Consider the following 21,166-nt stretch of genomic DNA (forward strand, 5'->3'; position numbering starts at 1 on the left):
AGCTTACTCAGCCTCTTCCTCTTTCTCTGATTTGGTCGATTCGTTATTGGCGTTGCGGCTCATCCAGAGCGCCAGCGCTTTTAACGAATCCGGCGTGAACTCGTCGCAGCGCGCGGTAATCTCCTCCGGCGTCATCCAGTTCACTTCGCTGACTTCTTCTTCCTGCAGGGCGAACGGGCCGTGAGAGACGCAGCTAAACAGCCCGCCCCAGACACGACAGTGTTCATCCTCGAAGTAGAACTGCCCGTGCTCGGCAAACGGCACACCGGCAATGCCTAACTCTTCTTCCGCTTCACGACGCGCGGAATCCAGCAGCACTTCATCCGCCTGGACGACGCCACCTGCAGTAGCATCCAGCATACCCGGGAGAAAATCTTTCGTGTCCGTGCGGCGCTGAACCAGAATTTTACCCATACCGTCATGCACAACGATATATGTCGCACGGTGACGCAGGCGCTCCGCACGCATTTGCTCGCGGCTGGCCTGCGCGATCACTTCATTCTCTTCGTTGACAATGTCAACCCACTCTGTACTTGCCAAATGACTCTGCTCCACCATCGGGAAACCTTCTCTTCTAAGCGCTCTTTCGGCGCGTTTGCAGTTGAGGTGTAACTTACGGATTAATCACTACCTGCGCAATAACTTGCTGATCATTAAGTGCGATAACGCTCAGGGTATTTCCTTCCAGCATGCCGTAGCTCGCAGGATACCCGCCTTTTGGGATGCTGACCGAGCCCGGATTAAAGTGATAAATCTCACCGCGTTTTTCCGCAACCGGAATATGAGTATGACCGTAAACCAGGACATCGCCAGCCGCGAGGGCCGGAAGATTATCCGGGCTGAAAAGATGCCCGTGGGTCAGGAACAGGCGGTGTTGTTCAAGCAGCACCTGTTGCCACGGTGCGGTAAGAGGGAAATGCAGCAGCATCTGGTCCACTTCGCTGTCGCAGTTGCCGCGAACGGCAATGATGCGCGAGGCGAACTGGTTGAGTTTTTCCGCGACCTGCGCAGGGGCATAGCCCTCCGGCAGCGCATTGCGCGGGCCGTGATTCAACAAGTCGCCCAAAATAATCAGCCACTGCGCACCGCTTTGTGCAAACAGGGAAAGGACACGCTCGGTAGCGGGCAGCGATCCATGGATATCCGACGCAAACATCAGTTTCATCAGTCACTCCTCGGGAAAACAGACTGCCCCCATGATACCTGAAGCGGCAAGGCTTATCAGCCCGCGCGCTTAGCCGAGAGTGCCACATAGCGCTGCACGGAGGCACGCTGCCACTGGAACGCGGCATAATCCACCAGCAGCTGCGGCACCTCATCACCGTTGAGGATCAGGCGGTTTAACATCAACGCCAGATCGGCATCGGCAATGCACCACTCGCCGAACAGGTTTGGGTTGCCATGGGCGAGCAGCGAGGTGGCGGTTTCAATCAGCTTCTGCGCGCTTTCTGCACCTTCTGCGCTGAGAGCTGGCTTTTTCACCCCGGCAAACACAACGTCCGTGGAGCGTTCGACGCGAATCGGCACCAGATCGCTTCGCAGCCACGCCTGGATCTGCCGCGCCCGGGCGCGCTTTTGCAGATCGTGAGGATAGATACGTTCCCACTCCGGGGGGGCGAACCGATCTTCCAGATACTCATCGATCGCCGACGATTCGCTCAGGGCAAATCCATCAATCTCCAGCACCGGCACGCGTCGGGTCAGATCGTAGCCCTGCCACTGCGGTTTAAGATGTTCGCCACCGTCAAGATCAACGGTCTTCAGCGTAAAGGTGAGCCCTTTTTCGGCCAGCGCAACGTATACGCTCATAACATAGGGAGAAAAGAAGTTCGCATCGGACCACAACGTGATGACGGGCTGGTTCATAACATCCTCATAGGCTGATCGGTTTTTACTCAACATATAATCTCTTTGCCTCGCTGTCACTTGATGAAAACTCACGATTTACAACAACCACCTATACTCATTTGTCATGGCACCACTCTTCGCATGGACAGGAGTTGAGAATGATCGACCTTTATTACGCCCCTACCCCAAACGGCCATAAGATCACCCTCTTTCTTGAAGAAGCCGAGCTGGATTACAGGATCATTCGTGTGGATATCAGCAAAGGCGAACAGTTCAGCCCTCTTTTTCTGGCTATCTCGCCGAACAATAAAATCCCGGCCATTATTGATAACCAGCCAGCGGACGGGGGCAGACCGTTGAGCCTGTTTGAATCCGGTGAAATTTTGCTCTATCTGGCAGAGAAAACCGGCAAGCTGCTGAGCGGCGAGCTGCGTGAGCGTCACCATACCCTGCAGTGGCTTTTCTGGCAGGCGAGCGGGCTGGGCCCCATGCTGGGTCAAAATCATCACTTTACCGCTTACGCCCCGCAGCCCATTCCTTACGCGATAGAACGCTATCAGGTCGAGACGCAGCGGCTCTATGACGTTCTGAACCGTCGGCTGAAGAAAACGCCGTGGCTCGGAGGCGATCATTACAGTATTGCGGATATCGCCTGCTGGCCATGGGTGAATACGCATGAAAAACACCGAATTGACCTGGCCTCTTACCCGGCGGTAAACAACTGGTTCGAGCGCATCCGGACCCGCCCGGCGACCGAGCGGGCGATGCAAAAAATCCAGCAAATTTAACCCGGTATGAGGCTGGGTGCCTGTGAGGCACTCATGTATTATGGGCAGGAAATACTGACACGGAGAAGACCTGCAATGTCACAGCCAGACGCCATTATTCGTATAAAAAATTTACGCCTGCGTACCTTTATCGGTATCAAAGAGGAAGAGATCGCCAACCGTCAGGATATTGTCATTAACGTGGTGATTCACTATCCCGCAGACAAAGCGCGCGCCAGCGAAGATATTAATGACGCGCTGAACTACCGCACAATCACCAAGAACATTATCCAGTTTGTGGAGAATAACCGCTTCTCTCTGCTGGAAAAATTAACTCAGGATGTGCTCGATATCGCACGCGAACATCACTGGGTCACTTATGCTGAAGTTGAGATCGATAAACTTCACGCCCTGCGCTACGCCGATTCCGTCTCCATGACGTTAAGCTGGCGGCGCCAGGCGTAAACCTGGAGGTTGTATGAAGATTTTGCTGACCGGCGGTACAGGCCTGATTGGTCGTCACCTCATTGCGCGTCTGCAGGCCTTGCATCACGACATTACCGTCGTCACGCGCAGCCCGGAGAAAGCGCGTCAGGTGCTGGGGGCGGGTGTCGATATCTGGAAAAATCTGGCCGATCAGCAAAATCTGGACGGCTTCGACGCCGTCATTAACCTCGCGGGTGAACCCATCGCCGATAAGCGCTGGACGGAAGAGCAAAAACAGCTGTTATGCAGCAGCCGGTGGAACATCACCGAAAAGCTGGTCGAGCTGATCCGCAACAGCCACACGCCGCCTTCCGTGCTGATTTCGGGTTCCGCAGTGGGCTACTACGGCGATCTTGGCGAGGTGGTGGTGACCGAGGAAGAGCCGCCCCATAACGAGTTTACCCACAAACTCTGTGCCCAGTGGGAGCGTATCGCCAGTGCGGCGCAAAGCGATCGAACCCGCGTCTGCCTGCTGCGGACCGGTGTCGTTCTGGCACCGAAAGGCGGCATCCTGGCGAAGATGCTTCCCCCTTTCAGGCTCGGACTCGGCGGCCCCATTGGTAATGGCCGTCAGTATATGGCCTGGATCCATATCGACGATATGGTCAACGGGATTCTCTGGTTGCTGGATAACGATCTGCGCGGGCCGTTCAATATGGTTGCGCCGTATCCGGTGCGTAATGAACAGTTTGCTCACGCGCTGGGGCATGCCCTGCACCGTCCGGCAATTTTGCGCGTGCCTGCCACGGTCATTCGTCTGCTGATGGGTGAAGCGTCTGTTCTGGTATTAGGCGGACAGAGAGCGCTGCCAAAACGACTGGAAGCGGCCGGGTTTGCGTTCCGCTGGTATGAATTAGAAGAGGCGCTGGGGGATGTGGTGCGGTGAATATGGTACAGTGACAGGCCATTTTCCGAAGATATGGCGTCACAATGGCAACCATCACCACACCCCGGCTTCACCTCACCCCTTTCGAACCCACTGACTGGGCCTTCTTCCGCTCGCTACGTGAAGATCGCCGCATCATGCGCTATATGGCCGCCATCGCCCCGGAAAAAGAGACCCGACGCGTGTTTGCCGCGCGACTCGCTGCTGCTCATGTGTTTGTTATTCGCGCCCGGGATGATGATACGCCACTGGGCGATATCGGCCTGCAAATCAGCGCAGAGAATCGTGAAGAGGCGGATATCGGCTATACGGTTGTGCCTGCCGCGCAAGGGAAAGGTATCGCCAGCGAGGCGCTGCGCGCGGTGTGTGATTATGCGTTCAACCAGACCGGCGTGAAGGCGATTAACGCGTATGTGCTGGCGGACAACGGCGGGTCGGTGCGGGTGCTGGAGAAAGCCGGGTTTGTGCGTATGCAGGTGCTGGAAAAGGCGTATGAGATTGACGGCGTGCGCTATGACGACTGGGTGTACCGGCTGGAGTGTAGTGCGGCCTGAATGCCGGGCGGCACTGCGTTTGCCCGGCCTACGGTTTTGTAGGCCCGGTAAGCGAAGCGCCACCGGGCAACTGTGCTGCACTGCGGTCTGATGCCCTCTTACTTCAGGGAGCCTTTCAGGAATTGCTGCAAACGCGGACTTTGCGGGTTCGCCAGCACCTCATCCGGATGCCCCTGCTCTTCAATTTTCCCCTGATGCAGGAAAATCACGTGGTTCGAGACGTTACGGGCAAAGCCCATCTCGTGCGTCACCACCACCATCGTTTTGCCCTCTTCAGCCAGCTTCTGCATGATGCGCAACACTTCGCCAACGAGTTCCGGGTCGAGCGCGGAGGTCGGTTCGTCGAACAGCAGCACCTCGGGCTCCATCGCCAGCGCGCGGGCGATAGAGACACGCTGCTGCTGACCGCCGGAGAGATGCACCGGGTATTTCATCTGCTGGCGCTCGTCGATGCCCACTTTTGCCAGGTATTTCACCGCGCGCTCGCGGGCTTCATGTTTGCTCAGGCCAAGCACCTGAACCGGCGCTTCCATCACGTTCTCCAGCACCGTCATGTGGCTCCAGAGGTTAAAATGCTGGAACACCATCGTCAGACGCGTACGCAGCAGACGCAGTTGGTGCTTATCGGCCACCTTCAGCTGGCCGTCTTTGTCACGCACCAGGTTGATGTTCTGCCCGCTCACCACAATCGAGCCTTCGCTCGGCTTTTCCAGGAAGTTAATGCAGCGCAGGAAGGTACTTTTACCCGAGCCGGATGAGCCGATGATACTGATCACGTCGCCCGCGTTAGCCTGCAGCGACACCCCTTTCAGCACTTCATGTTCGCCGTAGCGTTTGTGCAAATCAATAACGTTTAATTTGTTCTCAGCCATCATCTTTCTCAGTGCGTCGAAGAAGGTTTTATATGCTGCAACCAGCGTTTTTCAGCCTTACGGAACAGGCTAATCAGAACATAAGAGATAATTAAATAGAGCACCGCCGCAATGCCAAATGCGGTAAACGGCTGATAGGTCGCGGAGTTAATATCGCGCGCGATTTTAAGCAGATCCGGCACCGTCGCGGTAAAGGCAAGCGCGGTCGAGTGCAGCATCAAAATCACTTCGTTACTGTACGCCGGTAACGCGATACGCAAGGCCGACGGCAGTATGATGCAGCGGTACAGTTTCACCGACGAGAAGCCGTAGGCCCGCGCGGCTTCAATCTCACCGTAAGGGACAGAGCGAATAGCCCCCGCGAAAATCTCGGTGGTGTAGGCGCAGGTGTTGAGCGTCAACGCCAGCACAGTACAATTCAGGCCGCTGCGGAAGAACGCATTCAGCATCTCAGTGCCTTTTACGATCTCAAGCGTATACATTCCCGAGTAGAACACCAGCAACTGCACGTACAGCGGCGTACCGCGAAACACGTAGGTGAAGAGCCAGATCGGGAACTGGATAAATTTATTGTTCGACACGCGGCCAATGGCGAGAAACACCGCCAGAATACCGCCCATCACTACGGAGGAGATCAGCAGCCAGAGCGTAATCGCCACGCCGGTAAAGCGGTAGCCATCCGTCCACAGCAGCGATTTCCAGTATTCCTGAATAATCTCAATCACAGGTCAGCCCTCTTCACACCCACGGAGTAGCGACGCTCGAGCAGAAGCAGCACACCATTGGAGACGGTCGTAAAGACCAGATAAATCACGCCACAGACCACCGCAAAGTAGAACGGCTCCCAGGTACTCTTGCCCGCCAGTTGAGTCGCTTTCACGACGTCTTCCAGACCGAGCAGCGAGACCAGCGCTGTCGCTTTGAGGATAACCTGCCAGTTGTTCCCGATGCCCGGGAGCGCATAGCGCATCATGGCCGGGAACATAATCCGACGAAACGTTTGTGATGAGGTAAAACCAAATGCGGTTGCCGCCTCAATGTGACCTTTCGGCACGGCCATGTAAGCACCGCGGAAGGTTTCGGTGAAGTAGGCGCCATAGATAAAACCGAGGGTAATAATACCGGCCACCATTGGGTCGATATCAATTTGTCCCATGCCCATCGCGTCCGTCACGCTGTTCAGCGCAATCTGCAGACCGTAAAAGATAAGCAGCATCAGCACCAGATCGGGAACGCCGCGAATAAGCGTGGTGTAGCCTTCAAAGATCAGCGCCAGCGGTTTGTTAGCCGAAAGCTTCGCCCCTGCGCCTGCCAGACCTATCAGCACCGCCAGCACCACGGAGCTGATAGCCAGCTCAAGGGTGACAAGCGCGCCCTGTAAAATAACGCCAGAAAATCCGTACAGCATACCGCGAGCCCTGTCGTATCGTGAGTGGTGGAACCGTGTCTTTTCCCCTCCCGCCGTGGGAGGGGCCGCACGTTATATGACGGGGCGATTAGCCGCCGTAAACATTAAAATCAAAGTACTTTTTCGCCAGCTTGTCGTAGGTGCCGTCAGCGCGCATTTCAGCGAACGCTTTGTTCAGCGCCTCACGCAGCTCATTGTCTTCTTTGCGCAGGCCCATACCGGTGCCCACACCAAACAGCTTAACGTCCTTAATGGACGGGCCGCCAAACTTGTAATCTTTACCGACCGGCGTTTTCAGGAAGCCTTCGCTAGCCGCGACTTCATCCTGGAATGCGGCATCAATTCGGCCTGCCGTCAGGTCAGCGTAGATATTTTCCTGGCCCTGATAGGAGACAATTTCAATCCCCTTCGGTGCCCAGTGTTCGTTACCGTAGGTTTCCTGGGTAGTGCCCTGCAGCACGCCCACGCGTTTACCCTTCAGCGACTCCAGCGTTGGCTGAATGTCAGACGATTTCGCCACCACCAGACGTGAATCGGCCGCGTAGAGTTTGTCGGTGAAGGCAATCTCCTGCTGGCGTTTTTCGGTGATGGAGAGGGAGGACATGATCACGTCGATTTTTTTCGCTTTCAGGGAGGGGATCAGCGCATCCAGCGGGTTCTCAACGTAGGTACACTGTGCTTTGATGCGTTTGCACAGCTCATTGGCCAGATCGATGTCAAAACCGACCAGTTCACCCTTTGAATTCTTCGATTCGAACGGCGCATAGGTTGGATCGGTACCAATGCGAATTTTCTGCGGAATAGCTGCGAATGCCGCGGTGGCGCTGGAAAAGGCCAGTACCAGTGATAATGACAACACGAGTTTTTTCATATTTGTCCTCAACAAACTGTCTTCATACGGGATTTTTACGACGACGGGGTGGTGCTAATGTGCCATTAATCCCCTCAGTCAGGCAAAGATTAATGCCTTTCAGGCGGGAATTTTTGCATTATAAATGCGTAAGTATGCACAAAGCGATCCAATACGGTGCAACACATGCACCGTATTGGGTCAACCGCTCCCGTAACGCACCGTTACGGTGCGTTACCGCCAGGTGTTATTCACCGTATACGTTGAAGTCGAAGTATTTCTTCGCCAGTTTGTCGTAAGTACCGTCTTTACGCAGCTCCGCAAAGGCTTTGTCAAAGGCGGCTTTCAGCTCGGTATCATCCTTGCGCAGGCCAATCCCGGTGCCGTCACCAAAGTACTTTTTGTCTTTCACCGACGGGCCTGCAAACGCGAATTCTTTGCCCGCAGGCTGCTTCAGGAAGCCTTCGCTCGCGGCGACTTCATCCTGGAATGCCGCATCCAGACGGCCTGCCGCCAGGTCAGAGTAAATCAGATCCTGGTTCTGATAAGCCACCACGTCTACGCCCTTCTCACGCCAGTTAGCATTGGCATAGCCTTCCTGCGTCGAACCCTGAAGCACGCCGACGTGTTTGCCTTTCAGCGAGTCGATGGTGGGCTTAATCGGGGAGCCTTTAGGGGCAATCAGGCGAGAATCCGCAGCGTAGAGCTTGTCAGAGAAGGCAATCTCCTGCTGGCGTTTTTCGGTGATGGAGAGAGAAGAGATAATGGCGTCGATTTTCTTGGCTTTCAGCGACGGGATTAACGCGTCAAAGTCGCTGCCCACCCATGTGCATTTCACCGCAATACGCTTGCACATTTCATTACCCAGATCGATATCAAACCCCACGAAATCGCCTTTCGCATCCTTGGAAGAGAATGGCGCGTAGGTTGCGTCTGTACCGATACGTACTGTCTGTGGAAGCGCTGCGTAGCTACCTGCTGCCGCACTTAACCCCACGAGTAAAGACAGAGCCAGAACCGTCTTCTTCATACATTTACCCTCAAGTACCGTGATTTTATTATGTATTGTGTTGTGTGTTGTGTTGCAGGCTTCATCTTGCAGGTCTTATGCCACATTGCCGTCTGGTCAAAACTTCGACGTTAAATATGTTAATAAAACGTTGCGATATTGCCTTAATGGTGAAAGATAGCAGGTCTGCCGAACGAACCGGAGAGAGAAAAAGGGAAAAAACGAATTAAATGTCGAGGATATGATCGCCGTTGCATAATTGCCCTGAAACAGGGCAACTTGTCTTTTCATGCACCTGGTTTGTGCACAGATTCAGGCACCCTGCCAGCGGGTGAAGAGATCGTCGGGCAGGTCGATGTCAAACTGATCGAGCACCCGGTTAACCGTCTGGTTGATGACGTCGTCCAGCGTTTGCGGGCGATGGTAGAACGCGGGTACCGGTGGCATGATGACCGCGCCCAGCTCCGCAGCCTGCGTCATTAAGCGCAGATGGCCCAGGTGCAGCGGCGTTTCCCGCACGCACAGCACCAGAGGACGCCGCTCCTTCAGCACCACATCCGCCGCACGCGTCACCAGGGTGTCCGTATAGCTATTCACAATGCCGGAGAGCGTTTTAATTGAACAGGGCAGGATAACCATGCCGGCTGTTTTAAACGAGCCTGAGGAGATGCTGGCAGCGATATCACGGGCATCGTGAACGACATCCGCCAGCGCCTGAACATCGCGCAGGGAGAGATCGGTTTCCAGTGAGAGGGTCTGCCGCGCCGCCTGGCTCATCACCAGATGGGTTTCGACGTCCGCCACGTTACGCAGAACCTGTAACAAACGTACGCCGTAAATCGCGCCGCTGGCGCCGCTGAGCCCAACTATGAGTCGTTTCATGATTTTCGCCCTTACTGATTTCAGGGCAGACTGTGCAGGATTTTCCGGGGAGTTGCAAGTGAGGGCATACGCCCTCACCTGCCAGAGTATCAACCTTCGTTGTGCATCTCTAAGCTTTCAAGATCGTTCTGCAGCTGGACGGCTTTGGCGTCGTCGTTGCGCAGTGAATCAAGATAGTCGAGATACTGCTGGTCAACGTCCTTGGTCACGTAAATACCGTTGAACACGGAGCATTCAAACTGCTGAATTTCTGGGTTCTCGGCACGTACCGCGTCGATGAGATCGTTCAGGTCCTGGAAAATCAGGCCATCAGCGCCGATGATCTGGCGAATTTCATCCACTTCACGGCCGTGAGCGATCAGCTCGTTGGCGGTTGGCATATCAATACCGTACACGTTCGGGAAGCGAATCTCCGGCGCAGCAGAGGCCAGGTAGACTTTCTTCGCACCCGCTTCGCGGGCCATCTCGATAATCTGCTCAGAGGTGGTGCCACGAACAATGGAGTCATCCACCAGCAGAACGTTCTTATCGCGGAATTCCGCGCGGTTGGCGTTCAGCTTGCGACGCACGGACTTACGGCGCAGATGCTGCCCTGGCATGATAAACGTGCGGCCAACGTAGCGGTTCTTCACGAAGCCCTGACGGTATGGCTTATCCAGAATGCGGGCAATCTCCAGCGCGATATCGCAGGAGGTTTCCGGGATAGGAATCACCACGTCGATGTCCAGATCGTCCCACTCGCGGGCAATCTTCTCGCCGAGCTTCGTGCCCATGTTGACGCGCGCGCTGTAGACGGAAATCTTGTCGATGAAGGAATCCGGACGGGCAAAGTAAACGTATTCAAACAGGCACGGGTTGCTGACCGGGTTGTCGGCACACTGGCGGGTGAACAGCTGGCCCTTCTCGGTGATATACACCGCTTCGCCCGGCGCCACGTCGCGCAGGAATTCGAAGCCCAGGGTGTCCAGCGCCACGCTTTCAGAGGCAACCATATATTCAGTACGGCCATCGCCGAGGTCGCGCTTACCGAGCACCAGCGGACGAATGCCGTTTGGATCGCGGAAGGCGACCATACCGTGACCGATGATCATCGCAACGCAGGCGTACGCGCCGCGGATCTGACGGTTTGTCGCGGCAATCGCGGCAAAAATGTTGTCTGCTTCCAGCGGATAGTGACGGAAGTTATCCAGCTCGCTGGCGAACACATTGAGCAGGATTTCAGAATCAGAGGTGGTGTTAATGTGGCGACGTTTCTCTTCGAACAGCTTTTTACGCAGTTCATGCGCGTTGGTCAGGTTGCCGTTATGAGCAAGGGTGATGCCATACGGTGAGTTGACGTAGAAAGGCTGTGCCTCAGAGGCGCTGGAACTGCCAGCAGTAGGATAACGAACGTGACCGATCCCCATATTACCTTGCAGACGCTGCATATGGCGGGCTTCAAACACATCGTTTACCAGGCCATTCGCCTTGCGTAAACGGAAGCAGTTGTTTGCATCAATGGTGATGATACCCGCAGCATCCTGCCCACGGTGCTGAAGCACCGTTAACGCGTCATAAATCGACTGGTTTACCGGCATGAAACCGGCGATACCGACAATACCGCACATTCGTCTTTTCCTCGTTAAGCCACATCTCAGGGTTTATGCCCTGGGCAAAAAACTCGACGAGCTTTGCAGATAGTCAAAGAACCATCTGATGATGAAGCTGAACTCTGGAATGAGCTGCGATTTCTGCCAGTCTTCACTTTTGGAGAACCCGGTGAAGGTATCCAGGAAGAACAGGATCGCGGCCACAATCAGCACGCCTCGTAATGCCCCGAAACAGATCCCGAGCACCCTGTCCGTTCCTGACAGACCGGTTTTCTCGACCAGCTGACCTATCACGTAATTCACGATAGCGCCGACAATCAGCGTTGCGATAAACAGCACCGCGATAGCGATTCCATTTCGGACCAGTTCATCTTCAAAGCCCGTGAACCAGACAGACAGGTAAGTGTAGTAATGACTGGCGACAAAGAAAGCACAACCCCAGGTCACCAGCGATAACGCTTCACGAACAAAGCCACGGATCAGGCTAACCAGACAGGAAAAACCAATCACCGCAATGATGGCGTAATCAATCCAGACCATATGTGTCCCACGATTTAACGCCCTGTCATCCAGTTCGGGGCGAATTCTAACAGAAAAAGAAAACGTTTGCGTAGGGATTTCCTTCCCGCGCGTAAATAAAAAAGGCGCTGAAAAAATGTTCAACGCCGTGGCTTATCGCCTCTCTCTTAAAGGAGCAGGTCGTACTTAGTTTGCGCTGTAGCCCATCACCACACCGCTCAGGCCGGAGATCTGCTTCAATTCACCCAGCGACCCTTTCAGTTTGTCTTTAGACGCTTCTGGCCCCACGAGGATACGCGTAATTTTACCCTGCACCGGCGTGGAAGGTGAAGTGTAAACACGATATCCCGCACTGCGCAGTTTGCTTACGACCTCGTTGACTTTATCGGCATTTTTCAGCGCACCGAGCTGCACCACATAGGCTTTACCCGTTGGGGCAGCAGCGTCCTGCTGCGTCGGTTTTGCTGGCGGAGGCGTCTCTGACGCCGCGGCGAGCTGTTCTGCCGCTTTATCACGCTGCGGTTTCGGCTGCGGCTTCTCAACCGGCTTCGGTTTTTCAACCGGTTTAGGCTGCTCGACCGGCACAGGATCGATATCGCTGTTGCTCGTGGCCGCCAGGCGAGACGGGTCGAGCGACGGTGCGGCGGCATCACCCGCGCGCACCTCTTCCGCCGCGCCTTCCGGTGGCTGAGCAGGCAGCGCCTGCGTCGCCGCGGGCAGCATATCCGGCTCATCGCGGTCACCCGGTTTCGGCACCAGCGGAATCGCGGCAAACTCATCCTGATAATGCTTTTTCTGCCCGTCGAGCAGCCCGGGAAGAATAATCACCCCGAGCGCGACCAGCACAATGGTTCCTGTTAAACGGTTCTGAAACTTACTCGCCACCGGTTCTCCCCGCGTCCATCACTTCCATGACATGTGCCACCGTGTGGAATGAACCACACACCAGCACGGTATCTTCTGGTTTAGCATCCGCCATCGCGGCATGCCAGGCCTGCGCCACGCTACTGTAGATTGCGCCTTTGCCGAGATGTTCCATCAGCTGCTCAGCCGTCGCGCCGCGCGGCCCCTCCAGAGGAGCACAATACCAGCTATCGACCACACTCTCCATGCAGGCCAGCGTCCCGCCGATATCTTTATCATGAAGCATACCGATAACCGCCAGCACGCGCCCGGTTTTTGGTAACGATTTGAGACGTCCCGCGAGATACGCCGCAGCATGGGGGTTGTGCGCCACATCCAGGATCAGGCGCGGTGACTCGCTCACAATCTGGAAACGTCCGGGCAGAATCGCGTTTTGTATGCCCTCGCGGATCGCCTGTTCGCTGACCACGAGGCCGCTGGCGCGCAGTGCCGCCAGCGCGGTGGCTGCGTTTGGCTGCGGCACCTGGGGCAGCGGCAGGTTGTCGAGCGCGCCCTGCGCATCGCTAAAGCGCCAGCCGTTGTCCTGAACCTCATACTGCCAGTCAACACCGCGGCGCAGCAGCTGCGCGCCCTTCTCCTTCGCCACGTCAGCAATGGTATGCGGCATATCCGGCTCGCCAACCACCGCGGGCTTATTTGCCCGGAAAATACCGGCCTTCTCACGGCCGATACTTTCACGATCGGGCCCCAGCCAGTCGACATGATCCAGCGCGATGGAAGTCACCACCGCCACGTCCGCATCCACGATATTGGTCGCATCAAGACGTCCGCCGAGACCGACCTCAAGGATCACCACATCCAGCTGCGCCTGTTTAAACAGCCACAGGGCCGACAGGGTACCGTATTCAAAATAGGTTAATGAGATCTCTCCGCGCGCGGCTTCAATTTCAGCAAACGACGCCGTATGCGCGGATTCCGGCAGCTCGTGGTTCTGTACGCGAACCCGCTCGGTGTAGCGTACCAGGTGTGGAGAGCTGTAAACGCCAACCCTGTAACCCGCCGCCATCAGGACGGATTCCAGCGTACGGCAGGTCGTGCCTTTACCGTTGGTTCCCGCGACGGTGAACACGAAAGGCGCCGGTTTGAGCACGTCAAGACGCGCCGCAACCTGGCTTACGCGTTCAAGCCCCATATCGATGGTTTTACTGTGCAGGTTTTCCAGATAAGAAAGCCACGCGGCCAGGGGCGACGTGGCTTGGGGAATGCTTTTATTTTCCATAATGCCCGGTTGTCATTAACAGATTAGAAAGCAAAAGGGCAGCGCCAACCGGCCCTGCCCTTTTCAGTTATCAGGCCTCGGGTTCCTGATCCGGTACCAACACGCCTTCGCGCGGTTCATCCGGGTTCGGCGCTGGCAGATTCATCAGCTTCGCCAGGATGCTCGCCAGCTTCAGGCGCATTTCCGGACGGCGGACGATCATGTCGATGGCGCCTTTCTCGATGAGGAACTCACTGCGCTGGAAGCCCGGCGGCAGTTTTTCACGAACGGTCTGCTCGATAACGCGAGGACCCGCAAAGCCGATCAGCGCTTTTGGCTCAGCGATGTTCAGATCGCCCAGCATCGCGAAGCTCGCGGAGACGCCGCCCATGGTTGGGTCGGTCAGCACGGAGATATACGGCAGACCGCGCTCCTGCATCTTCGCCAGCGCTGCAGAGGTTTTTGCCATCTGCATCAGCGACATCAGCGCTTCCTGCATGCGCGCACCGCCGGAAGCAGAGAAGCAGATCAGCGGACAGTTGTCTTCCAGCGCCTGCTCAACGGCACGCACGAAGCGCGCACCGACCACGGAGCCCATTGAGCCGCCCATAAAGGAGAACTCAAACGCAGCGGCAACAGCCGGCATCCCGTGCAGGGTGCCTTTCATGACGACCAGCGCGTCTTTCTCGCCGGTCTCTTTCTGTGCAGAGGCCAGACGATCTTTATATTTTTTGGAATCGCGGAACTTCAGCACGTCTTTTGGCTCAAGCTCGCTGCCCAGTTCTACCAGAGAACCTTCGTCCAGCAGGCTATGCAGGCGGTTGCGCGCCGACATACGCATATGGTGGTCACACTTCGGACACACCTCAAGGTTGCGCTCCAGCTCTGCGCGATACAGAACCTGGCCGCAGCTATCACACTTCGTCCATACCCCTTCAGGAATGCTCGCTTTACGCGTTGGGGTAATGTTGCTTTTAATTCGTTCAATCCAGCTCATTGATAACCTTTCTGCCTGAACCTGGTCGTATGCCAGTTTTGCTATAAGAGGCGAATAATGCCATTTTTGCCTCCAACAGACCATGAATGTTGCACATTAAAACATAACAGCCCGAAACTTTGGATAAAAAAGTGGTCGAACCGCCAGTGTGCATTTACTTCGCTTGCTTTGCCGCCGCACGTTTGTGACGAATGATTTCGATAACGCCAGGCAGTACGGAAAGCACAATAATCGCTACAATCAGTAACTTAAGATTTTCCTGAACCACCGGGAGATCGCCAAACAGGTAGCCTGCATAGGTAAACAGCAGTACCCACAACAGCGCCCCCACGACGTTATACATGGCAAAATGACGATAGGACATATGCCCCATTCCCGCCACAAACGGTGCAAATGTGCGCACAATAGGCACAAAGCGCGCAAGGATAATGGTTTTTCCGCCATGGCGTTCATAAAACGCATGGGTTTTGTCTAAATAGCTGCGACGGAAAATTTTTGAATCCGGATTACTGAACAGCCGCTCACCGAATACGCGTCCAATCGTGTAGTTGACCGCATCACCGACGATGGCGGCAATCACCATCAGCACCACCATAAGATGCACGTTCAGATCGTTGGTGGGCAGCGCCGATAACGCCCCGGCAACGAACAGCAGGGAATCCCCCGGCAGGAACGGCGTGACAACCAGCCCGGTTTCACAGAACAGAATGAGGAACAGAATAGCGTAAACCCAGACGCCATACTGCGCGACCAGCTCCGCCAGGTGAACATCAATATGCAGGATGAAATCAATTAAAAAACGAATTACGTCCATATTGTCTAAGCCCTAATTGCACCTTTGTTTAGTCCGCTAAAAACAGCGGACCCATTGGCGGTTTCGGCAGGTCAAACCGATCCGGATAGTCTACCGAGACCAGATACAACCCTTCCGCTTTCGCCGTGGCTGCCGCAAGCGTTCTGTCCTTCGCTGCCAGCAGGTCTGCAATCCAGCTCTCCGGCTGGTGTCCGGCACCCACTTCCATCAGGCTGCCCACAATATTCCGCACCATATGATGTACAAAGGCATTGGCTTTGATATCCACCACCACATACGCGCCAAAACGGCTGACGTTGATGTGCATGACGTTACGCCACGGCGTGCGGGACTGACACTGCACCGCACGAAACGAGGTAAAGTCATTCTCCCCAATCAGACACTGCGCCGCGCGATGCATACGTTCCGCATCGAGCGGTTCATAAAAATGCGTCACGCCCTGGCTTAACACCGCCGGACGCAGACGCTGATTGTAGATGACGTAGCGGTAACGGCGCGCCGTGGCGCTGAAACGCGCGTGAAAATCATCCGGCACAGCTTTCACCCAGCGCACCGCAATGTCACCAGGCAAATTCGCATTTACCCCCAGCGTCCAGGCGGCATCCTTGCGCATGGCGGTGGTTTCAAAGTGAACCACCTGCCCCGTGCCGTGAACGCCTGCATCCGTTCGGCCTGCGCACAGGACGTTAATCGGCTCGTTTGCCACCTGAGAGAGCGCTTTCTCCAGCTTCTCCTGGACGCTGCGCACCTCATTCTGACGCTGCCAGCCATAATATTTACTGCCATCGTACTCAATACCGAGGGCAATTTTATGAACCGGCTTTTGTTCCACGTCTGACATCAGTACAGGTACTCCTGCACCAGTTTTTCAGCGATCTTGACCGCCATCAGCGCGCCGCCGAAACGAACGTTGTCGGCAACGGACCAGAACTGGACTTGCTCCGGCATACCGTAGTCGTTACGCACGCAGCCAACGGAAAGATGCGCGCTGCCGGTGGCATCGCCCACCTGGGTCGGGAACTCGCTCTCTTCAGAAAGGACGATATCTTCCCCGCGGCCAAACGCATCGCGCGCCTCTTCTGCCGCCAGCGGACGCAGCGCTTCAAAGCCGACCATCTGCGCGTGGCCGTAGAAGACCGGGGACTGCACGACGCTTGCGGAGATCATCAGGCCATCGTCCTGCAGAATTTTACGTACCTCATCAACGATACGACGCTCTTCGCGCACGGAACCCTCGCGGTCCGGCAGCAGCGGCAGCATGTTGAACGCCAGCTGGCGGCCAAAGAAATCATCTTCGTCAATCGGAATGCCGTTCAGCAGCTTCGCGCTCTGCCCGGCCAGCGCGTCAACGGCCTTTTTGCCGTTTGCGGACGCGGACAGCAGGCTGGTGACGGTAATGCGCGACAGGCCGCCGTCGTCGATCAGCGGTTTCAGGGCGGTCAGCAGCTGGCTGGTCAGGCTGTTCGGTACCGCAATGACGTTACGGTTGCGGTAATCAGCCAGCACAAACGGGTTCACGTCCGGCACCACCAGCGGCACATCCGGCTCCATGGAGAACAGGCCGCTCAGGTCGATGACCAGGCAGCCTGCGTTGGTCGCCTCTTCAACGTACGCCGCAGTGGCTTCAGCGCCTGCGGCGAAAAACGCCAGCTGCGCCTGCGTCCAGTCGAACGCCGCCGCATCCTGAACCATGACGGATTTACTGTTAAAACGCAGATGCTCACCCGCGCTATCCGTTCGCGCCAGCGCATAGATATCGCCCACCGGGAACTGACGCTCAGCAAGCGTTTCGAGCAGGGCTTCGCCCACGGCACCCGTGGCACCTAAAATGGCAATGTTCCAGCCTTCAGACATGGTGGTTTACTCCAGAAATAAAAAAGCGTCCCTGTCGGAGTATCCGACAGGGAGCATTAAGAAGACATTAATGCGCCGGATGATGAACGGCGTTAAACCCCAGCTTATGCAGCAGCGTCGCCGCCGAGGCGTCGTCGCACATCACATACAGGGAAGACCACTCGCGGCGCTCAACGTAGTGCTTGCGCAGCTTATCAAACTCACCCGGGATCCCCGCCACTTTACGCAGCAGCGCATCATCGCGGCGCACATCATACACTAAATGCACCAGCCTTTTCAGCGTTGCCTGATCGAGCGGGCCGTGAAGGGTAATGCGGCCAAATTCAGGCGCGGGAAGTAAGGTATCCAGCGCCACCTGCTGCGGGTGACCGATAAAGGCGCTGTAGGCCTCGAAGACCTGCGTCGTGCCGCGGGCTTTCCCTTCGAGGGTATAACCGGCGATATGTGCGGTGCCAACGTCCACCTTGTTAAGCAGCTCAACGTTGAGGTCCGGCTCCGGCTCCCAGACGTCCAGCACCACGCTGAGGTCTTGTCCTTCGTTCAGACACGTCAGCAGCGCGGCGTTATCGACTACCGGACCACGACAGGCATTTATCAGAATAGTGCCAGCCTTCAGACGGCGAATGAGCGCCTCATCGGCAAGATGCAGCGACTTATACGGCCCCTCTTTAAACAGCGGCGTGTGGAACGTCAGCACGTCACACTGTTCAACCAGCTCGTCCAGCGAGCGGAAATCCCCGTCATCGCCATTGTCTTTGCGCGGCGGATCGCACAGCAGCGTACGGATCCCTAACGCTTCCAGGCGCTTTTGCAGGCGTCCGCCGACGTTACCCACGCCGACAATCCCCACGGTGCGGTCCTTCAGTGCAAAACCGTCGCGCTCGGCCAGCATCAGCAGCGAGGAGAAAACGTATTCCACGACGGCAATCGCGTTACAGCCCGGCGCGGCGGAGAAACCGATTCCGGCCTGCTTCAGCCATTTATCATCCACATGATCGGTCCCTGCCGTTGCGGTCCCAACGAACTTAACCGCCTTACCGGCGAGCAACGCCTCATTTACTTTGGTCACCGAGCGCACCATCAGGGCGTCGGCGTCGTCCAGTTCGTTGACCGGGATCGGGCGACCAGGAACAGCCTTAACGTTACCCAGGCGGCTAAACAGCTCACGGGCGTAAGGCATATTTTCATCAACGAGGATTTTCACGTCTGAGTACCTGTTTGAGAGGAAGAAAACCTGCCAAGTGTGCCATAATCTGGCCGCCAGGCATATACGTCTGCCAGGTTTACGCTGAGTTTTGACTTTAAGGATTTTTGACGATGCAGCCCATTTCAGGTACGCCGCCACGCCCTCCGGGTGAAGGCCCTGTCACGCCAAACGTTGCCGGTGAACAACCGCTATCCACGCAACAGCGCACCGTGCTGGAGCGACTGATCACGCGCCTGATTGCGCTGACTTCGCAGCAAAACGCGGAAGTCTGGGCCGGGGTGAAGCATGATTTAGGCGTGAGGAACGACGCACCGCTGCAGTCGCGTCATTTCCCCGCTGCCGAGCAAAATCTGAACCAGCGTATTACGACCGCGCAGCAGAACCACACCACGCGCCAGATTGTTTCTCAGCTGACGGAGCTGCTGGGCCAGGGAAATAACCGCCAGGCGGTGAGTGATTTTATTCGCCAGCAGTATGGTCAGACCGCGCTGGGCCAGCTGACGCCCGATCAGCTCAAAACCGTGCTGACGCTGCTGCAGAACAATGAGCTGTCGATTCCGCAGCCGCAGGTACGCCCGGCGACCGAGCGTCCGCTGCTGCCCGCCGAGCACAATACGCTCAAGCAGATGGTGACCAAGCTGGCCGCGGCCACCGGCGAGCCGACGAAGCTCATCTGGCAATCCATGCTGGAGCTGTCCGGCGTGAAAGCGGGCGAGCTGATCCCGGCCAAACAGTTTACCCATCTGGTGACCTGGCTCCAGGCACGCCAGACGCTCAGCACCCAGAGCGCCCCGACTCTGCATACTGTCCAGGCCGCACTGAAACAGCCGCTTGAGCCGCACGAGTTCGAGGTGATTCGGGATTATGCCCAGCAAAACTGGCAGGCCACGCCGCAGACGGTACTGACTACCGCGCAGGTGCAGGACCTGCTCAACCAGATCTTCGTTCGCCGCGCCGAGCGCGAAGGCGGCGTGCCGGAGGTGAGAAATGTTCAGCCGATTTACAGCCCGCTGTTTGCGCCGGTCGTGGAGACCTTCAGAACCCTTTCTGCGCGTCCGGGATTGATGTTTATTGCACTGCTGATTGCGCTGGCGATTTTCTGGCTGGTTGCCTGATATTTTGCCCGGTGGCGCTGCGCTTACCGGGCCTACAACGGCTCGAACCGCAGGCCGGGTAAGGCGCAGCCGCCACCCGGCAACAAAGACTCACGTTCTGCGAAACGCCACCAGCGTCACCACGATCCCCACCACCGCGGAAACCGCACCGGCCAGGAAGACGGACGGATAGCCAAACGAGGTCGCTAACAGCCCGGCCAGCGGCCCGGTAACGCCGTATGAGATATCCTGAAACGCCGCATAGCCGCCCAGCGCCGTCCCGCGCACCTGAGGGGCCACGCGCTTCACCACTTCAACGCCCAGCGCCGGGAAGATCAGAGAACAGCCGCAGCCGGTCAGCGCCGCCCCCAGAAGCGCCACGGATGCCACGGGTGCGTTCCATAACAGCAGAAGACCGATGGTTTCAATGACCAGCGACGCCACCGCTACCTTCACGCCGCCGAAGCGATCCGGCATCCAGCCAAAAAGTACGCGCATCAGAACAAACGCGCCGCCAAACGCGGTAAGCGTAAAACCGGCCATCGCCCAGCCGCGGCTCATAAAATAGAGCGAGACGAACGTCCCTATTACCGCAAAACCCACGCCCTGCAGCGCCAGGCCCAGGCCCGGCTGCCAGATTTGGCCGACCACACTCCACAGGGAAGGACGCTCGCCTTTGTGCGCGGGCACCTTACGCACCGAGCCGTTAAACGCCCATGCCACCAGCGGCAGCGCCATGGTGGTGGCAGCCAGCGCCGCAAAACCAAACTGGCTGTTGATCAGCAGGCCAAGCGGTGCACCGGCGGCCAGCGCGCCGTAGATGGCCATGCCGTTCCAGGACATCACCTTGCCGGAACGTGCTGGCCCCACCAGTCCCATTCCCCAGGTCAGGGTGCCGGTCAGCAGCTGGCTTTCACCAAAGCCCAGGATTAAACGGCCCAGCACCAGCAGCGCAAATTTATACGCCGCATCGACCGGCAGAAGTGCCGCCAGCAGCCAGGCGCCGCCCGCCAGCCCGCAGGCAAACATCCCCTGCAGCGCCGAGCGTTTTGCACCGTGCTGATCCGCCAGTCGTCCGGCATATCCGCGGGTTAATACCGTGGCTAAAAACTGAATGCCCACGGCAATGCCGACCATGGTGTTGCCATAGCCCAGCTCCTGATGAACGAACAGCGGGATCACCGGCAGCGGCAGACCAACGGTCATATAGGTCAGGAATACCGCAAAGGCGATACGGAACAGCGAGACGTTCGCTGAAGGGGTTGTTTCTGTTTGAGTTACTGCAGTCATGCTTTACTCCGAGATGAAGAGTAAGGCGGGGAAATGCCACGCCCCCTCTACCTGATTATCAGGATTAAGGTGCGTTGGTTGACGTTAAACGCTTACGCATTATCGTGAGGATAATGTT

At 56.7% G+C, this 21,166-nt stretch carries 24 protein-coding genes; 5 read left to right on the forward strand and 19 right to left on the reverse strand.

Annotated elements, in window-relative coordinates:
- Positions 1 to 3 precede the first annotated feature (3 nt).
- From yfcD to yfcF, 3 genes are read right to left on the reverse strand one after another with little or no spacing between them, the layout of a single operon-like run.
- Complete coding sequence (yfcD, locus tag V1572_RS18510; protein WP_025757169.1) at positions 4 to 558, reverse strand: NUDIX hydrolase YfcD; 555 nt, start codon at positions 556 to 558, stop codon at positions 4 to 6.
- A 55-nt stretch (positions 559 to 613) separates the two neighbouring features.
- Positions 614 to 1,165 (reverse strand): phosphodiesterase, encoded by a 552-nt coding sequence (yfcE, locus tag V1572_RS18515; RefSeq protein ID WP_395299467.1) that lies wholly within the window; start codon positions 1,163 to 1,165, stop codon positions 614 to 616.
- A 56-nt stretch (positions 1,166 to 1,221) separates the two neighbouring features.
- Positions 1,222 to 1,866, reverse strand: coding sequence for a glutathione transferase (gene yfcF / locus V1572_RS18520; RefSeq protein ID WP_032646620.1), 645 nt, complete (start codon positions 1,864 to 1,866; stop codon positions 1,222 to 1,224).
- 140 nt (positions 1,867 to 2,006) lie between these two features.
- Between yfcF and yfcG the strand changes: the two genes are divergently transcribed.
- The 4 genes from yfcG to V1572_RS18540 all read left to right on the forward strand — a co-directional run bounded on the left by yfcG (position 2,007) and on the right by V1572_RS18540 (position 4,541).
- Positions 2,007 to 2,636, forward strand: a complete 630-nt coding sequence (yfcG, locus tag V1572_RS18525; RefSeq protein WP_032646621.1) for a GSH-dependent disulfide bond oxidoreductase — start codon at positions 2,007 to 2,009, stop codon at positions 2,634 to 2,636.
- A 75-nt stretch (positions 2,637 to 2,711) separates the two neighbouring features.
- Complete coding sequence (gene folX, locus V1572_RS18530) at positions 2,712 to 3,080, forward strand: dihydroneopterin triphosphate 2'-epimerase (RefSeq protein WP_023616057.1); 369 nt, start codon at positions 2,712 to 2,714, stop codon at positions 3,078 to 3,080.
- Positions 3,081 to 3,093: 13 nt separating this feature from the next.
- Positions 3,094 to 3,987, forward strand: coding sequence for a TIGR01777 family oxidoreductase (locus tag V1572_RS18535; protein ID WP_045908733.1), 894 nt, complete (start codon positions 3,094 to 3,096; stop codon positions 3,985 to 3,987).
- A gap of 44 nt (positions 3,988 to 4,031) precedes the next feature.
- On the forward strand, positions 4,032 to 4,541 hold the full coding sequence (locus V1572_RS18540) for a GNAT family N-acetyltransferase (protein ID WP_262823309.1): 510 nt from the start codon (positions 4,032 to 4,034) through the stop codon (positions 4,539 to 4,541).
- 98 nt (positions 4,542 to 4,639) lie between these two features.
- On the opposite strand, the gene hisP is transcribed toward V1572_RS18540, so the two are convergent.
- The 15 genes from hisP to pdxB all read right to left on the reverse strand — a co-directional run bounded on the left by hisP (position 4,640) and on the right by pdxB (position 18,661).
- Positions 4,640 to 5,413 carry a histidine ABC transporter ATP-binding protein HisP gene (gene hisP, locus V1572_RS18545; RefSeq protein ID WP_045908735.1) on the reverse strand — a complete coding sequence of 258 codons (774 nt, stop codon included), beginning with the start codon at positions 5,411 to 5,413 and terminating at the stop codon, positions 4,640 to 4,642.
- Positions 5,414 to 5,421: 8 nt separating this feature from the next.
- Positions 5,422 to 6,138 carry an ABC transporter permease gene (locus V1572_RS18550; protein ID WP_008502590.1) on the reverse strand — a complete coding sequence of 239 codons (717 nt, stop codon included), beginning with the start codon at positions 6,136 to 6,138 and terminating at the stop codon, positions 5,422 to 5,424.
- Positions 6,135 to 6,821, reverse strand: coding sequence for a histidine ABC transporter permease HisQ (locus tag V1572_RS18555; protein WP_014832782.1), 687 nt, complete (start codon positions 6,819 to 6,821; stop codon positions 6,135 to 6,137). Before V1572_RS18555 ends, V1572_RS18550 begins: the two co-directional genes overlap by 4 nt.
- A gap of 88 nt (positions 6,822 to 6,909) precedes the next feature.
- Positions 6,910 to 7,692: a histidine ABC transporter substrate-binding protein HisJ gene (gene hisJ, locus V1572_RS18560; RefSeq protein WP_008502592.1), complete on the reverse strand. Its 783-nt coding sequence runs from the start codon at positions 7,690 to 7,692 to the stop codon at positions 6,910 to 6,912.
- A gap of 226 nt (positions 7,693 to 7,918) precedes the next feature.
- Positions 7,919 to 8,701, reverse strand: a complete 783-nt coding sequence (gene argT / locus V1572_RS18565; RefSeq protein WP_023616063.1) for a lysine/arginine/ornithine ABC transporter substrate-binding protein ArgT — start codon at positions 8,699 to 8,701, stop codon at positions 7,919 to 7,921.
- Between the two features lie 291 nt (positions 8,702 to 8,992).
- Entirely contained in the window at positions 8,993 to 9,562 is a 570-nt protein-coding gene (locus V1572_RS18570; protein ID WP_048224260.1) for a UbiX family flavin prenyltransferase, read from the reverse strand.
- Positions 9,563 to 9,651: 89 nt separating this feature from the next.
- On the reverse strand, positions 9,652 to 11,169 hold the full coding sequence (purF, locus tag V1572_RS18575; RefSeq protein ID WP_021241570.1) for an amidophosphoribosyltransferase: 1,518 nt from the start codon (positions 11,167 to 11,169) through the stop codon (positions 9,652 to 9,654).
- A 33-nt stretch (positions 11,170 to 11,202) separates the two neighbouring features.
- Positions 11,203 to 11,691 carry a colicin V production protein gene (cvpA, locus tag V1572_RS18580; protein ID WP_000262116.1) on the reverse strand — a complete coding sequence of 163 codons (489 nt, stop codon included), beginning with the start codon at positions 11,689 to 11,691 and terminating at the stop codon, positions 11,203 to 11,205.
- A 165-nt stretch (positions 11,692 to 11,856) separates the two neighbouring features.
- Positions 11,857 to 12,555: a cell division protein DedD gene (dedD, locus tag V1572_RS18585; protein ID WP_045908737.1), complete on the reverse strand. Its 699-nt coding sequence runs from the start codon at positions 12,553 to 12,555 to the stop codon at positions 11,857 to 11,859.
- Positions 12,545 to 13,813 (reverse strand): bifunctional tetrahydrofolate synthase/dihydrofolate synthase, encoded by a 1,269-nt coding sequence (gene folC, locus V1572_RS18590; RefSeq protein ID WP_395299468.1) that lies wholly within the window; start codon positions 13,811 to 13,813, stop codon positions 12,545 to 12,547. Before folC ends, dedD begins: the two co-directional genes overlap by 11 nt.
- Positions 13,814 to 13,883: 70 nt before the next feature.
- Entirely contained in the window at positions 13,884 to 14,789 is a 906-nt protein-coding gene (gene accD / locus V1572_RS18595; protein ID WP_395299469.1) for an acetyl-CoA carboxylase, carboxyltransferase subunit beta, read from the reverse strand.
- A gap of 154 nt (positions 14,790 to 14,943) precedes the next feature.
- Positions 14,944 to 15,603: a DedA family protein gene (locus V1572_RS18600; RefSeq protein WP_008502599.1), complete on the reverse strand. Its 660-nt coding sequence runs from the start codon at positions 15,601 to 15,603 to the stop codon at positions 14,944 to 14,946.
- A 28-nt stretch (positions 15,604 to 15,631) separates the two neighbouring features.
- Complete coding sequence (gene truA, locus V1572_RS18605) at positions 15,632 to 16,444, reverse strand: tRNA pseudouridine(38-40) synthase TruA (RefSeq protein ID WP_223539310.1); 813 nt, start codon at positions 16,442 to 16,444, stop codon at positions 15,632 to 15,634.
- Positions 16,444 to 17,457 (reverse strand): aspartate-semialdehyde dehydrogenase, encoded by a 1,014-nt coding sequence (locus V1572_RS18610; protein ID WP_032646629.1) that lies wholly within the window; start codon positions 17,455 to 17,457, stop codon positions 16,444 to 16,446. The genes truA and V1572_RS18610 overlap by 1 nt, the downstream gene beginning before the upstream one ends.
- A gap of 67 nt (positions 17,458 to 17,524) precedes the next feature.
- Positions 17,525 to 18,661: a 4-phosphoerythronate dehydrogenase PdxB gene (gene pdxB / locus V1572_RS18615; protein ID WP_069720437.1), complete on the reverse strand. Its 1,137-nt coding sequence runs from the start codon at positions 18,659 to 18,661 to the stop codon at positions 17,525 to 17,527.
- Between the two features lie 113 nt (positions 18,662 to 18,774).
- Between pdxB and flk the strand changes: the two genes are divergently transcribed.
- Positions 18,775 to 19,779 (forward strand): flagella biosynthesis regulator Flk, encoded by a 1,005-nt coding sequence (gene flk, locus V1572_RS18620; RefSeq protein ID WP_063622179.1) that lies wholly within the window; start codon positions 18,775 to 18,777, stop codon positions 19,777 to 19,779.
- A 90-nt stretch (positions 19,780 to 19,869) separates the two neighbouring features.
- Here flk and V1572_RS18625 read toward each other — a convergent pair whose 3' ends face one another.
- Positions 19,870 to 21,048 (reverse strand): MFS transporter, encoded by a 1,179-nt coding sequence (locus V1572_RS18625; protein ID WP_039023974.1) that lies wholly within the window; start codon positions 21,046 to 21,048, stop codon positions 19,870 to 19,872.
- Positions 21,049 to 21,166: the final 118 nt, after the last annotated feature.

The sequence above is a fragment of the Enterobacter quasiroggenkampii genome (assembly GCF_043972695.1).
In the GTDB taxonomy this organism is placed as follows: Bacteria; Pseudomonadota; Gammaproteobacteria; order Enterobacterales; family Enterobacteriaceae; genus Enterobacter; species Enterobacter quasiroggenkampii.